This window comes from Massilia sp. LjRoot122 (assembly GCF_964252725.1).
Taxonomy (GTDB): Bacteria; Pseudomonadota; Gammaproteobacteria; order Burkholderiales; family Burkholderiaceae_D; genus Telluria.
Genome location: NZ_CAXUPB020000003.1, coordinates 33,839 through 48,499 on the forward strand (window position 1 = coordinate 33,839; position 14,661 = coordinate 48,499).

The 14,661-nt window shown below is 61.4% G+C and carries 12 protein-coding genes; 9 read left to right on the forward strand and 3 right to left on the reverse strand.

Going from position 1 to position 14,661, the window contains the following annotated elements:
- Positions 1-139 precede the first annotated feature (139 nt).
- Complete coding sequence (locus ACSQ25_RS24360) at positions 140-640, reverse strand: hypothetical protein (protein WP_436106025.1); 501 nt, start codon at positions 638-640, stop codon at positions 140-142.
- 209 nt (positions 641-849) lie between these two features.
- On the opposite strand from ACSQ25_RS24360, the gene ACSQ25_RS24365 reads away from it, so the two are divergent.
- The 8 genes from ACSQ25_RS24365 (at position 850) to ACSQ25_RS24400 (ending at position 10,476) form a co-directional block, all read left to right on the forward strand.
- Entirely contained in the window at positions 850-1,719 is an 870-nt protein-coding gene (locus ACSQ25_RS24365; protein ID WP_436106026.1) for a cation diffusion facilitator family transporter, read from the forward strand.
- A 580-nt stretch (positions 1,720-2,299) separates the two neighbouring features.
- The gene (locus ACSQ25_RS24370; protein ID WP_436106027.1) at positions 2,300-3,595 is read left to right on the forward strand and encodes a TolC family protein; all 1,296 of its coding nucleotides are present in this window, start codon (positions 2,300-2,302) and stop codon (positions 3,593-3,595) included.
- The gene (locus ACSQ25_RS24375) at positions 3,592-4,812 is read left to right on the forward strand and encodes an efflux RND transporter periplasmic adaptor subunit (protein WP_436106028.1); all 1,221 of its coding nucleotides are present in this window, start codon (positions 3,592-3,594) and stop codon (positions 4,810-4,812) included. The genes ACSQ25_RS24370 and ACSQ25_RS24375 overlap by 4 nt, the downstream gene beginning before the upstream one ends.
- Before the next feature lie 14 nt (positions 4,813-4,826).
- Positions 4,827-7,991, forward strand: a complete 3,165-nt coding sequence (locus ACSQ25_RS24380; RefSeq protein WP_436106029.1) for a CusA/CzcA family heavy metal efflux RND transporter — start codon at positions 4,827-4,829, stop codon at positions 7,989-7,991.
- A gap of 9 nt (positions 7,992-8,000) precedes the next feature.
- Positions 8,001-8,612 (forward strand): hypothetical protein, encoded by a 612-nt coding sequence (locus tag ACSQ25_RS24385; RefSeq protein ID WP_436106030.1) that lies wholly within the window; start codon positions 8,001-8,003, stop codon positions 8,610-8,612.
- A 39-nt stretch (positions 8,613-8,651) separates the two neighbouring features.
- Positions 8,652-8,834: a hypothetical protein gene (locus tag ACSQ25_RS24390; RefSeq protein ID WP_436106031.1), complete on the forward strand. Its 183-nt coding sequence runs from the start codon at positions 8,652-8,654 to the stop codon at positions 8,832-8,834.
- Positions 8,835-8,902: 68 nt separating this feature from the next.
- Complete coding sequence (locus ACSQ25_RS24395; RefSeq protein WP_436106032.1) at positions 8,903-9,874, forward strand: cation diffusion facilitator family transporter; 972 nt, start codon at positions 8,903-8,905, stop codon at positions 9,872-9,874.
- Complete coding sequence (locus ACSQ25_RS24400) at positions 9,871-10,476, forward strand: SIS domain-containing protein (RefSeq protein ID WP_436106033.1); 606 nt, start codon at positions 9,871-9,873, stop codon at positions 10,474-10,476. The genes ACSQ25_RS24395 and ACSQ25_RS24400 overlap by 4 nt, the downstream gene beginning before the upstream one ends.
- Here the strand turns inward: ACSQ25_RS24400 and ACSQ25_RS24405 are convergent.
- The gene (locus ACSQ25_RS24405) at positions 10,455-12,935 is read right to left on the reverse strand and encodes a heavy metal translocating P-type ATPase (protein WP_436106034.1); all 2,481 of its coding nucleotides are present in this window, start codon (positions 12,933-12,935) and stop codon (positions 10,455-10,457) included. The two genes, ACSQ25_RS24400 and ACSQ25_RS24405, sit on opposite strands and share 22 nt — an antisense overlap.
- 82 nt (positions 12,936-13,017) lie before the next feature.
- Here ACSQ25_RS24405 and cadR point away from each other — a divergent pair, with 82 nt between their 5' ends.
- The gene (gene cadR, locus ACSQ25_RS24410; RefSeq protein ID WP_436106035.1) at positions 13,018-13,443 is read left to right on the forward strand and encodes a Cd(II)/Pb(II)-responsive transcriptional regulator; all 426 of its coding nucleotides are present in this window, start codon (positions 13,018-13,020) and stop codon (positions 13,441-13,443) included.
- A 78-nt stretch (positions 13,444-13,521) separates the two neighbouring features.
- Here the strand turns inward: cadR and ACSQ25_RS24415 are convergent, their stop codons facing one another.
- Positions 13,522-14,541 (reverse strand): DNA-binding protein, encoded by a 1,020-nt coding sequence (locus ACSQ25_RS24415; protein ID WP_436106036.1) that lies wholly within the window; start codon positions 14,539-14,541, stop codon positions 13,522-13,524.
- Positions 14,542-14,661: the final 120 nt, after the last annotated feature.

Genomic DNA, 14,661 nt, shown 5'->3' on the forward strand with positions numbered 1-14,661 from the left:
ACGGATCTGACAAATTTACTTCCAATTGAGCTGCGACGGGTATCGCTCAAGCTATCCCATCCCAGCTCAGCTTTCAACTCCACTTGCCCGAACGTCGACCTACGTTCGCCAGTTCGAAGCTTGGTGCGACCTGCGCCGGCTAGCGCGCGAGGGTCTCCAGGAAATTTTGAATGACCGGCAGCGCTTTGGGAGCATGCTCAAGTCCGGTATCCAGGAGCTTCATGGTCAAGTGCTTTATCGACTCCCCGCGGAGCGCCTTCAACTGATTCAACAACCCAGTTTTCTCATCGGCTGGCAACCCAGACTGCTCGATACGCATCGCGATGAGTTCGCGGATGGTATCGTCGTGAAACCTCACCGTGACCGTGCCCAAGATTGCCGTCAAGCCACCGTCGTCCGCAAGAAAATCCAGTCCTCGTGCGGTGATCCGTGCTCCGGCGCTGGACCAATGACCGTCCACCCCCTTCTCGAGCCCGGAATCGACTAAGCCGTGGGCTTCGAGGTAAAGCAGATTGGTTGTGTATTTGTCGTCTTCCTCAGCAGTCAGTTCTCTCTGCGGGAAGACGTCCTGACGATCACCCGCGTAGTGATCGGCGAGGAACTCAAGAATTTCCCGCTGAAGCGCGCGGTCCAGTTTCATTATGTCTCTCCTTGACGTCGAATATTCCTGCACTGATAGCAATGGCTACACGGCAGTAAGTCGACGATGCCGGGTTCCACTCTGTATCCAAACGCAGTTTCCGGCCCACTCTATATCCGCGCGGCTCATCAAGCAATAAACCTGTAACATCCTTGTCAACTTGCAAAGAAACCACGGCTTCACGCCAGTTGATAAAAGGGCATCTGCTGATGGGAGATCGACACACGCATGGCACCCGGCACGGGAGCGGCAACCTGAAGGTCGCCTTCCTGTTGAACTTCACCTTCACCATCATCGAATTAATCGGCGGACTATGGACGAACAGCGTATCGATCCTCAGCGATGCCGTGCATGACCTGGGAGATTCAATTTCGCTCGGCCTTGCCTGGTACTTCGACCGCCTGTCAAAACGGGGCAGCACGCCAGGGAACACCTACGGCTACGCCCGCTATTCTTTACTCGGTGGCCTGATCACTGCTGTCGTTCTTGTCGCTGGTATTGGCTTTATTCTCTGGCAGGCAACACAGCGCTTGATCGAGCCTGAAGACGTGGACACCACCGGCATGATCGTCATTGCCGTAATCGGGGTGATCTTCAACGGCGCGGCCGTGCTTCGCGTGCGCAAGGGGTCCTCGCTCACCGAGAAAGTCGTCAGTTGGCACCTGCTCGAGGATACGCTCGGCTGGATTGCTGTGCTGATCGGTGCGGCAGTCATGGCTGTATGGGATCTCCCATGGATCGATCCGGCACTATCGATTGCTATTTCCTTGTTTGTCCTTTGGAACGTTTTCCGGAACCTTCGCAAGATTCTCAAGGTATTCATGCAGCGCACACCGACCGACTTCGATGTCGGTGCCTTCGAAAGCGCGGCGAAGGCTATTCCCGGAGTCGTCGACATCCACGATACCCGAAGCTGGTCAATCGACGGCGAGTCACATGTTCTTACTACCCATTTAGTTGTCAAGACCGACGCACCCGCCGATCGCGTGCAGTCAATCCGGGAGCAAGTCGCCGCATGCATCGGCAACGACGCTTTCGGAGACGTTACGATTGAAATCGAATACGGACTGACCAGATAAAGATCGACGTGCCGATTGCCTTGCCTGGTGCGGCTCCCACCCGGGTCCGCGCCGGTCTTGGCGCATGTTCAGGCTCACGGGGAGCGCCGTGCTATACTTTTGCCATGGCCGCCCGTCGATTCATCATGCTCGTACTGACGATTTTCGCGCTCCAGCTGAGCTGGACCGCGGTCGCCGCCTATTGCGAGCACGAGTCGGGACGTGCCGCACAGCATTTTGGACACCATTCTTCGGACGCGGACACGCATCGAGCCTCCACCGATACGAACGATAGTCCGACCGGTGCCGTGAAAAAAGCTGCTTTGCACTCGCATTGCTCGTCCTGTTCGCATGCCACGCTTGCGTTGGACGGCCTTCCGACCGTAGTCGCAGTCGCGCTTGCGAATCGCGGGGCCCCGCCCAGCGTGTCGTCCCCCTACTCTTCTTCCTTTCCCGCCCGTCCTGAGCGGCCTCAGTGGATCTCCGCCGTCTGATTCGGCGGCGAGGTGCTTAATTTCCTAATTTAGTCGAGCAGCCGTACAGGCACGCTTGGCGCATATCGCCGCTGAATAGTCTTCGTTTTCAACGACCGGAGTTATTCATGCATTTCAAGTATTTCGTCCTTGGGGCGTCCGTGCTGTTTGCACAGGCGTCCCCGAGTGCTGCCCAGACGGCAGCTCAATCTACGTCCGAGCATTCGGTTCACGAGGCGGTGCCGGCAGCTAATACACCGCTCACCCTCGACCAGGCTGTCGAGAAAGCGCTGGCGGCAAATCCAGGCTTGCGCGCCGCCGCCCTCGATGTGGCTATTGCAGGCGGCATGCGCCGACAGTCCGCACTCTTTCCCAACCCGGAGCTCTCCTTCGTGCGCGAGGGGACCCAACGCGGCACCCGCACGCAAACCGTCCAGCTCAGCCAGGTCCTTGAGCTTGGCGGCAAGCGTTCGGCACGCATCCGGCTGGCCGACAGCGAGCAACGACTCGCGGCGGGCAGCCTCGACGCTGCGAGGATCGACCTGCGCGGCGACGTTACCATCGCCTACTTCGACGCCCTCGCCGCACAGGAACGAGTTCGCCTTGCGCAGGCCTCGCTCGATGTGGCCACCAAGGCGACGATGGCGGCCGCCAAGCGCGTCGCGGCTGGCCGGGTGTCGCCAGTGGAGCAGGACCGGGCCGGCGTCGCGCAGGCGTCCTCCCGCCTCGAGTTCGTCGAGGCCGAGGCCAAAGCGACGGTCGCACTCTACAAGCTGGCCGCGTATTGGGGAGATACCAGTCCTCCTCAGCATTCACTGTTTATGCCCGACCTGGACCTGACCCCTCCTCCGCCTTTGGCCGAGCTGGAACGAGGGCTTGCCCAGGCCCCCCGGGTGCGGCGGGCGCGCCTGCAGATTGAACGCGAACAGGCGCAGGTCGGTCTCGACCGGGTACAGCGCATTCCTGACGTCACGCTTATCGTCGGGAGCAAGAAGGATGACGAGATCGGCCGCTCGCAAACCGTCGTCGGCCTGTCGGTGCCGCTTCCGCTCTTCAACCGCAATCAAGGCGCCCTGCAGGCCTCGCTCGCCCGGGCCGACAAGGCGCAAGCGGAATTCGACGCCGAACGACTGCGCTTGCACCAAGCACTGGCTGACGCCCACCAGCGTGCCCAGCTGTCCCGTGAGCAGGTGCGCAGCATGCGGGAGGAAATCCTGCCGGCGGCCCAGCGCGTATTCGACGCGGCCGTGACTGGTTTCGAGGCAGGCAAGTTCGGCTTCCTCGACGTGCTCGACGCGCAGCGCACGCTCCTGCAGATCCGCACCCAATACATCCAGGCGCTATACGAGCGCTATCGGGCCGTCGCCGACCTTGGCCGTCTTGCCGGCACCGGCGCTGCTCCAGAAAACAGGACCACTCCATGAAACTTCATATTGACCGAAAGAATCTTTTTTCCATCCTGATCGTGCTTGCCGTCGGCATCGTCCTTGCACTGGCTATCGTGTTCTGGAAGAAGGACGCGCCCGCAGCGGAGAGCGAAGGCGAACGCGCCCATGCCGAGGAATCCGGCGAAAAACCCGCAGGGGCGGAAGTTGGCCACGCAGATGACGAACCAGGCTTGATAGAGATGACGCCCCAGCAGGCGCAGCTGGCCGGCATCGCCATTGCGACGTCAGGCGCGGCCAGCATCGACGCTACCGTGACGCTGCCGGGCGAAGTGCGCTTCAACGAAGACCGCACGGCCCATATCGTCCCGCGTGTCGCCGGCGTCGTCGAAGCCGTCTCGGCGACTCTGGGCCAGGACGTGAAGAAAGGCCAGCAACTGGCCGTCATCGCCAGCCCAGAGCTGGCCGAGCTGCGCAGTCAGGCGAACGCCGCAGGCAAGCGCCTGGAACTGGCTCGCCTTACCTATGAACGCGAGAAAAAGCTGTGGGTGGACCGCATCTCCGCCGAACAGGACTACTTGCAGGCCCGCCAAGCCTACAGCGAAGCACAGATCGAACTGCAATCGGCGCGCTCCAAGCTGGCCGCACTGGGTGCCGAGCCGGCATCTGGCGCCGTCAACCGCTACGTTCTGCGAGCTCCATTCACCGGGGTCGTGGTCGAGAAGCACCTGTCCCAGGGCGAGGCAGTCAAGGAAGACGCAAACGCCTTCCTCGTTTCCGACCTTTCCTCTGTCTGGGTGGAAATGGCGGTCACCGCCAAGGACTTGGGACATATTCGCGTGGGGCAGCCAGTCAGCATCCGGCCAGCCGCCGGCAACGCCAGTGTCGCCGGCAAGGTGAGCTACGTCGGAAGTCTGCTCGGCGAGCAGACCCGCAGTGCGACCGCGCGCGTAGTCATCGACAATCCGGGCCGCGCATGGCGTCCGGGCTTGTTCGTCAACGTGGAACTGGTGCGCGGCAAGACCGAGGCACCAGTGACGGTATTGGCTGAGGCGGTGCAGGAACTGGAAGGCAAGCAGGTGGTGTTCGTCAAGGCGCCCAACGGCTTCAAGGCGCAGCCCGTGAAAATCGGTGCAAGCGACGGCAAGCACGTCGCCATTGCCGAAGGCTTGGCCGCCGGCGCCCAATATGTTGCAAGTGGCAGCTTCGTGGTGAAAGCCGAGCAAGCCAAAGGCAGCGCCGAGCATGAGCACTGATCGAGGATACCGCCATGTTTGAAAGAATAATTCGTTTTGCCATCGAGCATCGATGGCTCGTCATGCTTGCCGTGACCGCCATGGCCGCGGTCGGCATCTACAACTACCAGAAACTGCCGATCGACGCAGTTCCGGACATTACCAACGTCCAGGTACAGATCAACACATCGGCGGCCGGGTTCTCACCGCTCGAAGTCGAGCAGCGCGTCACCTTCCCGATCGAGAATGTGATGGCCGGGCTGCCCGGGCTGGAACAGACCCGCTCGCTTTCGCGCTACGGCCTGTCTCAGGTAACCGTCATCTTCAAGGACGGCACCGACATCTATTTCGCCCGCCAACTTGTCAACCAACGCATCCAGGAGGCACGGGAAAGCCTGCCCGGAGGTGTCGTGCCAATGATGGGGCCGATCTCGACCGGCCTGGGCGAGATCTACCTGTGGACGGTCGAGGCCGACCCGGGCGCGAAAAAGCCAGATGGAACGCCCTATACGCCGACCGACCTGCGCGAAGTCCAGGACTGGATCATCAAGCCGCAATTGCGCCAGGTGCCCGGGGTCACCGAAATCAACTCGATCGGGGGCTTTGCCAAGGAATACCAGATCGCCCCCGATCCCGCCAAACTCAGCTCGTACGGCCTGTCGCTGGCCGACGTCGTGACCGCGATCGAGCGCAACAACGCGAACGTCGGCGCCGGCTATATCGAGCGGCGCGGCGAACAATTCCTGATCAGGGCGCCGGGCCAGGTGCGCAGCCTCGACGATGTGCGCAATACGATCCTCAGCAACATCGACGGCATACCGATCCGCGTGCGCGACGTCGCCACCGTCGACATCGGCCGTGAGCTGCGCACCGGGGCCGCCACCGAGAACGGACGCGAAGTCGTGCTCGGCACGGTGTTCATGCTGATCGGCGAGAACAGCCGAGCAGTTTCGCATGCGGTGTCGGAGAAGATGGTGGAGGTCAACCGATCCCTGCCCGCCGGCGTCAAGGCGATCCCGGTATATGACCGCACCGTCCTGGTCGACAAGGCGATCAATACCGTCAAGAAGAACCTGCTCGAAGGCGCGGTCCTGGTGATCGTCATCCTCTTCCTGTTCTTGGGTAACATTCGTGCGGCGATCATCACCGCCATGGTCATCCCACTGGCGATGCTGTTCACCTTCACCGGAATGGTGACTTACAAGGTCAGTGCCAACCTGATGAGCCTGGGCGCCCTCGACTTCGGCATCATCATTGACGGGGCCGTCGTCATCGTCGAGAACTGCGTGCGGCGCCTGGCGCACGCCCAGGAACATCACCGGCGCGAACTCACGCTGGCCGAGCGCTTCCACGAAGTGTTTGCCGCTGCGAAGGAAGCGCGACGTCCCCTGCTGTTCGGCCAGCTGATCATCATGGTGGTGTACCTGCCGATCTTCGCCCTGTCCGGTGTCGAAGGAAAGATGTTTCATCCGATGGCATTTGCCGTCGTGGCCGCGCTGCTGGGCGCGATGATCCTGTCGATCACGTTCATTCCGGCCGCCGTCGCCCTGTTCATCGGGAATCGCGTGGCCGAAAAGGAAAACCGGATCATGGGCTTCGCCCGCCGCGCCTACGCACCGCTGCTCGAGAAGGTGCTGCGCAATTCCGCCCCTGTCATCACCGGGGCGGTAGTCCTGGTCGTGCTGGCTGGCCTGCTGGCAACCCGGCTCGGCAGCGAGTTCATCCCGAGCCTGAACGAGGGCGACTTGGCACTGCAGTCGCTGCGCATCCCTGGAACCAGCCTGAGCCAGTCGGTCGAGATGCAAAAGAAGCTCGAGGCCGGCCTGAAGGCGAAGTTCCCCGAGATCGACCGTGTGTTCGCGCGCACCGGCACGGCGGAAATCGCGTCCGATCCGATGCCACCGAACATCTCGGATGGTTACATCATGCTCAAGCCGGAGTCCAGCTGGCCCGCACCGAAGAAAACCCGTGCCGAGCTGATCGAAGCGATCGAGGTTGAAGCCAGCAAATACGCCGGCAATGCCTACGAGTTTTCGCAGCCGATCCAGCTCCGCTTCAACGAGCTCATTTCAGGTGTGCGCAGCGACGTCGCGGTAAAGGTGTACGGCGACGACATGGAAGTCCTGGAGACGACCGGCCAGGCGATTGCCCGGGTGCTCGGCCGCATCCCCGGCGCCGAGGAGGTCAAGGTCGAGCAAACCGGTGGCCTGCCGATGCTGACCGTGAACATCGACCGCGAGAAGACCGCCCGCTTCGGCCTGAACATCGGCGACGTCCAGGAAGCGCTGGCCATCGCCACCGGTGGGCGCGACGCCGGAACCATGTTCGAGGGCGACCGCCGCTTCGACATCGTGGTGCGCCTGCCGGAAAACCTGCGCACCGACCTCGACGCGCTCCGCCAGCTCCCCATCCCGCTTCCTGCCAGCGACGGTCGCGCTACCAGCTATATCCCGCTGGGCGAGGTCGCCGGTCTCGAATTCTCACCGGGACCGAACCAGATCAGCCGCGAGAACGGCAAGCGTCGGATTGTCGTGAGCGCCAATGTACGCGGACGCGACATTGGCAGCTTCGTGCCTGATGCCGCGGCGGCGATTGCCAAGGAAGTGAAAGTGCCGGCCGGCTACTGGACCGATTGGGGCGGCACCTTCGAGCAGTTGCAGTCGGCCACCACGCGGCTGCGGCTGGTCGTACCCTTAGCCCTGTTCATCGTGTTTACCCTGCTGTTTATGATGTTCAACAACGTCAAGGACGGTCTACTGGTCTTTACAGGCATTCCATTCGCGTTGACCGGAGGCGTGGCCGCGCTCGCGCTGCGGGGTATCCCCCTGTCGATCTCGGCCGCAATTGGGTTCATTGCCCTGTCGGGGGTGGCAGTGCTCAACGGGCTGGTGATGATTTCGTACATCCGGACCTTGCGCGAGGAAGGAATGGGACTTGACCAGGCTCTCCGCCACGGCGCGTTGACCCGCTTGCGACCGGTTCTCATGACCGCGCTGGTGGCATCGCTTGGTTTTGTCCCGATGGCAATTGCGACCGGCACCGGCGCCGAAGTACAGCGGCCGCTGGCCACGGTCGTGATCGGCGGCATTTTGTCCTCGACCGCCCTCACCTTGCTGGTACTCCCGCTTCTCTACCGCTTCGCGCATCGCAAGGATGAGGTTGAGATGCCCGCACCGGCCGGGAAGGTAGTCGTGCAGTGAGGCTGCCGGATGCGCTTGCCCCACTATCCGGAGAAGAAGGGCCGGCCCGTCCGGACATCGGCCTCGAACGCTGTACGGCTCGAGGTCGCCCTGCACGGCGCATCTTTCGTGGCTTGTGCGATCGGCGGCGTCGCCCTGGAGAGCGTGCTGCTGCTTGCCGGCGCTGCGCACCATCTTGCCAGCGTCGGGTCTGCGCTGCTGGCAAGTGGGAGCGCGCAATCCACAAGGAAAAACGTGGACGTGTTCGACTACCTGTTCTTGTTCATAGCGATGTCGGCGGCCTGCCTGCTTCTCGTCATGCGCGTTGCTGCGCAAGGCATTCACGGCCTTGCGCACGCTGAGCCGATCGACATCGCTGCTGTCGTGGCCTGGGCGTTACCAGGCGTCTTCGCCGCACTTGCGACCGGCAAAGTGGCATGGGTTCGCCAGTCGAGTAGGTGGCGACGCACCGGCATTGCTGCCGATACACTGCTCTCGGCGGCACCTGCTGTACTTGCGCTCATTGCGTATCTGGTGACGGGCCTAACTGATAGTGGAAAGCTCGACGCCGCCGCCGGCCTGGGGCTCGTGCTCGTGCTGTTCGTGCGTTCATTGCTTCGTTTCAAAAAACTGCTCGAGTGAAGTTCGGTCTGAATGTAATGGTTTGGCTTGGAGGAAGAAATGAATGTGCTTCAACAACAGGCACCCGTATCCCTGCAGGATCACTTTGTCGCCATCGTCATCGTGGCTGGACTGGTCCTGGCAGGGCTCGTGTGGTTGTATCTCGGCTGGCGGAAGTACAAAAAGGCCGGCGAAGCAGAAAAAGCCGCCCGAGGGTCAGCTGGTGACAACGAGGAAATGTAGGTGAAGACGTGCCGCCGCTGATCGTTGCAAAAAAATTTATTAACGGGACTTTAAACAGGAGGAATTGAATGGGCGCAGGGCATTCTCACGCACCACAACCGGGCCAGAATGAGCGGCCACTCTGGATCGCACTGATCCTCACGACTGCTTTCCTCATTGCCGAGATTATTGGCGGCATCCTCACCAACAGTCTCGCACTTATTTCGGACGCAGCGCATATGTTCACCGATACGGCCGCGCTCGCCATCTCGCTGGCGGCGATCCGTATCGGAAAGCGTCCGGCCGACAGCGCACGCACCTTCGGCTACTACCGGTTCGAAATCCTCGCCGCGGCCTTCAATGCGATCCTGCTGTTTCTTGTAGCGATTTATATCCTATATGAAGCCTACGAACGTCTTGGCACGCCACCAGACATCGAGTCGGGCACGATGCTGGTCGTCGCAGCTTTTGGGCTGATGGTCAACCTTATTAGCATGCGATTACTCTCCAGCGGAAAGGACAGTAGCCTGAACGTGAAGGGGGCCTACCTCGAGGTCTGGAGTGACATGCTTGGGTCCATTGGTGTCATCATCGGCGCGCTGGTCATCCGCTACACAGGCTGGGGCTGGGTCGATTCCCTGATTGCTGTCGGGATTGGCCTTTGGGTGCTGCCACGCACATGGACGCTGCTCAAGGAGAGCATGAATGTACTGCTCGAAGGTGTTCCGGAGGGCTTGGGTATCGACCAGGTCAGGGACGCGATCCTTCGCGTGCCTGGCGTGGTTAGCGTGCACGACCTGCATGTCTGGGCAATCACGAGCGGCAAGTCGAGCCTGACCGTCCATGTGGTCCATCAGGCGGACATCACGGATCCCCAGGCGCTGCTGGTGGCGGTGCGCAGCATAGTCGCGACCGAGTTCGACATCCATCACAGCACGGTGCAGATCGAAGCGACGCCATGCGAGCAGGAAGCCGATGAGCACTCGTTCGGGCCGGCCATGGACGCTGACAACGGCGAGCATGCGGGGCATGCACACGAACACGAAGGAGCAACACGATGATCGAACACATCAGGAACAGCCTTGTCGAAGCGCGCGAAGGGCTCGACCGCCTGCTTGGCGACGAAGCTCAGCTCAGGAACATCGAGGCCGCCGCCCAGCTTTTGGTCGGAACCATGGAAGCCGGTCGACGGGTGATATCGTGCGGCAATGGCGGCTCGATGTGCGACGCCATGCATCTGGCGGAAGAATTGTCCGGGCGATTCCGCGACGACCGGCCGGCGATGGCGGCCGTCGCTATCAGCGACCCAAGCTACCTTAGCTGTGTCGCCAACGATTATGGCTACGAGCACGTATTCGCCCGTTTCGTCCAGGGGAACGGCGCCGCCGGTGACTTGCTGTTTGCCATCAGCACGAGCGGCAGCAGCCCGTCGGTCGTGCTCGCAGCCGAGGCGGCGCGAACCCGCGGTATGAAGGTGGTCGGCCTGACAGGACGTCCTGGATCGCCGTTGGCCCAACATGCCGACGTGTGCATCTGTACCAGCGCGGGCCGCTACGCCGACCGGGTCCAGGAACTGCACATCAAGGTCATCCACATTCTGATCGAACTTACGGAGCGCTCCTTGCGGCCGCAAAATTACGTTCAGGCGGGCATGTCGTCCTGAACCAGGTTGATCTTGCCGGCTGTTGGCGACGCCTGCGTCCGCGAGCGATCGAGCAGGCGCAACCCGTTAAACACGACGAGCAGGCTCGCTCCCATGTCGGCGAACACAGCCATCCACAGGGTTGCCGTTCCCGTGAAAGCAAGGACCATGAAGACCGCCTTGATCGCCAGGGCGAGCACGATGTTCTGGCGGAGAATGGCGGCGGTCTTGCGGCTCAGGCGTACGAACTGCGCGAGCTTGCCCAAGTCGTCGTCCATCAGGGCGACGTCCGCCGTTTCGATGGCGGTATCTGTGCCGGCGGCTCCCATCGCGAAGCCGATATCGGCCTTCGCCAGTGCCGGCGCATCGTTGATGCCGTCCCCGACCATGCCTACTGTGCCGTACTTCGCGCGCTCGTCTTCGATAGCCGCTAGCTTATTCTCCGGCAGCAAGTTGCCGCGCGCGTCGTCGATGCCGACCTGGCGCGCGATCGCCGACGCCGTCACGGCATTATCGCCGGTGAGCATGACCGTCCGCACGCCCAGTTGGTGGAGCTCGGCGATCGCCGCGCGACTGGTTGCGCGGATCGTGTCGGCGACGCCGATCACCAGGAGCGGCGCGGAATCATCACACAGCACGACGGCTGTCTTTCCTTCCTGTTCGAGACGGCCCAAGGTGGCCTCCGTCTCGGCGTTGCAGATGCCCAGTTCCTCCACCAGACGGTGGTTCCCGAGGTAGTACCACGCGCCGCCGATACGCCCTTTGGTGCCACGCCCGGCGATTGCTTCGAAGTCCCCAACCTCGGCCAGCGGAACTGACTGTGCCTGGCCGTCCCAATGGCGGCTGACCGCGCTCGATACCGGATGGTCGGACCGGCCGGCAAGCGAGGCCGCCAGCCAACGATTGCGTTCGCCGTCACCAAGCAACACCTGTACATCGGTCACTACGGGCTTGCCTTGAGTAATGGTGCCAGTCTTGTCCAGTGCGATCGAACGCAGATGTCCACCCTGCTCCAGGTAGATGCCACCTTTGACCAGGATGCCGGCGCGGGCCGCCGCGGCCAGGCCGCTGACGATGGTGACTGGCGTGGAGATGACCAGCGCGCACGGACAGGCGATTACGAGCATCACGAGAGCTTTGTAAATCCACGGCATCCAGTCGCCGCCAAAGGCCAGAGGCGGGACGACGGCGACCAGCACGGCAATCGCAAACACCGCAGGCGTATAGATGCGCGAGAACCGGTCAACGAAACGCTGCGTCGGGGCCCGGCTCGCCTGAGCTTCTTCCACCGCCCGGATGATGCGCGACAGTGTCGAATTGCTATGGGCGGCGCTGACCCGGTACTCGAAGGAGCCGTTCTCGTTGACCGTTCCGGCGAAAACTTTGTCGCCGGGTCCTTTGGCAACCGGCATGCTTTCGCCTGTGATAGCCGCCTGGTTGACTGTGGATTGTCCTTCGGTCACATCGCCATCGAGGGCAATCCGTCCACCTGGCCTCACTCTTGCAACACTGCCGACTGCGACGCTTGCGGCATCGCGCTCCGCCCAGCTGCCGTCGTCAAGGCGAACGCTGACGGTGTCGGGCGCCAGTGCCATCAGTCCCTGGATGGCGTTGCGCGCACGGTCAAGGGAGCGCGCTTCGATCAGCTCGGCGATCGCGAACAAGACCATGACCATCGCGGCCTCCGGCCACTGGCCGATCAGGACGGCTCCTGTCACGGCAATCGACATCAAGGCGTTGATGTTCAGGTTGCGGTTGCGCAGGGCAATCCAGCCTTTTTTATAGACGCCCAGGCCCGAGATGGCGATGGCGGCGAGCGACAGCAGGATGACAGGCAGGGAATTTTCCTGGCCGGTGCTCCACGCAAGGATTTCCGCGCCGACTGCCGCAGCCAGACCCAGGGCAAGGCTCACCGCCTGCCTGTTCGGAGCACGTTCCTGCGTGTGCGCCGAATCCTGCCCGCGTTCTTCACCGACGACGACGGCCCGCATGCCAAGCGAATGCAGGGCTTCTTCGATCGTAGTAGCCGGGCCGCCGTGCCAAACACTCAGTGTCCGCTGCATGAGATTGAACTCGAGTCGTTCGATGTTCGGCATGGTTTCGAGCTTGCCGCGGATGAGCGCCTCTTCCGTTGGGCAACACATATCCTCGACCGTGAAGACTGTCGGATGCGTTTTGTCGGCGGCCCGTGCTACGCCCCCGACAACGGGCTCCATGCCGACCGCGCGAACGGCCGCCAGGATGGGGGCGGTATCGGCCAGGCTGTGCGACACGCGCAGCTTGCGTTGCACCAGATTGAATTCCAAGGCTCCAATGCCGGGTACACGGGACAGCGACTGGCGCAACAAGCCTTCTTCTGTCGGGCAATCCATCTGTGCGATGCGAAGTTCCAGGACCGCGCCGGCGCTTTGTACCGGCTCGGACGCTGGTCCTGGTGCGACCGACGGGGCGCAACACGATTTGCTCTGACATTCCGACATTCCAACCTCCGGGAAACTGTGTATAGTCTCCATTTAAAACCATATAGCGGGTACAGGGTCAAGGGTTATCGTGGAGTGCAGGATGAAAATTGGTGAGCTGGCGGACCGGTCGGGATGCTTGGTCGAAACGATTCGATACTACGAACGCATCGGACTGCTCAAAGCGCCCGAGCGGGCTGCGAACAACTACCGTAATTACGATGAGAGGCACAGCGAACGGCTGTCCTTCATACGCCACTGCCGTGCGCTCGACATGACAATCGACGAAATAAGGGTGCTGTCGAATTTGCGCGATCATCCTGAACAGGAGTGCGCAGGGGTGAACGAACTGCTGGACAGGCACATTTCGCTGGTGGAAAAGCGTATTCAGGCCCTGGCGGCGCTCGAAGCACAATTGCGAACACTTCGTGGCCGCTGCGTCAGTAACGATACGACCGAATCGTGCGCCATTCTGCGTGCACTCGGCGCCGATCCAGCCGCGCCAGATGGACCGCGAACGGGCAACTAGTTTCCGACGAGTCGCATCGGGCGAAACCATGCCAGCGTCAAGCGCTCGCCACAACAGTTGCCGGGCCGCGAAAGCGCGTTACTCTCCTGCTGGTTCCGTTGTTGCCGCAGGCTGATCAGGTCCGAACACGGCCTTCTGCAACTGTGCAATTTTCTGTTCAAGCGTATTCGTCAGACGAGTGCTGGCAAGCTCGCTTTCGAGAGCCGCGTTCTGTCGACGAAGCTCGCTACACGCCTCGTTCGCCTTCGCGAGTTCAGCTTCGATTTCTTGCTTGCGAGCCCGAACGTCGTTGTGCTGGGCCTCCAGTGCAGCGGCCCGTGATTCAACCGACTCCAGCTGCTCGATCCTGCGCCTGAGGGCCCGAATGGATTCCTTTTCCTGATAAAGCGCCTGTTTTCCGGCTGCCAGCTCTGCAGCCAGGGCTGCGGCTTCCTTGTTCAGTTGTGTCAGCTGCTCTAGCTTGAGCGCCGTGCTCTGGTTAGCCTGACGCAATTCGGCTTGTACAGATTGAACCTGCTGTTCATGACGTCGCCCTTCTTGCTCCCGCTGATCTTTCACTGCCGTCCGAAAGTGCTCCAATGCTTCGCGCGCCTGCGCATGCTTTTGTTCCAGAGACTTCTGATGTCTTTCCGAATCGGCCAATCGCTCAACGATGTCACGGCTGCGTTGCTCAGCCGTGTGCCTGGCAACTTGCTCTTCATGGAACTGGCTCTGAAGAATACTGAGCTGATCCTGAGTCGATGACAACGTCGCGCTGATCTCGTCGATGCTGGCGTTTGCTGCTGCCAAGTTTGTTTCGGCAGCCTTTAGATCCAAAGCATGTTTTTCCCGTTCGGTCGCGAGTTGTTCGCGCAGGTCAGCGATCTCGACACCAGCCTCGCTCTTTAGCTGTTCAGCAAGCCTGGCGACTAGTTCCTGGATTGCCTCACTGACTGAATAGCTGCGGACTTCCTCTTGCGCTTCAAGCTCCCGAAGGTACTTGTGAATGGTCGTCTTCGAACCGGTGTCGCCCATCTCAGCGCGTACTGCGTCGATCGAGGGGCGGCGCCCCTTGGCAATCAAGGCGTCCCGTGCACGCTTTACATCGGAAAAATACACTCCTGCACGCGCCATAATTCACCCCAATCGGAAATTTCGTACTGATGTACATACTATCATAATACATACTAATTTGATCGAATCACCCGCTACGTTTGTTGGGTTTTACGCATGGGATAA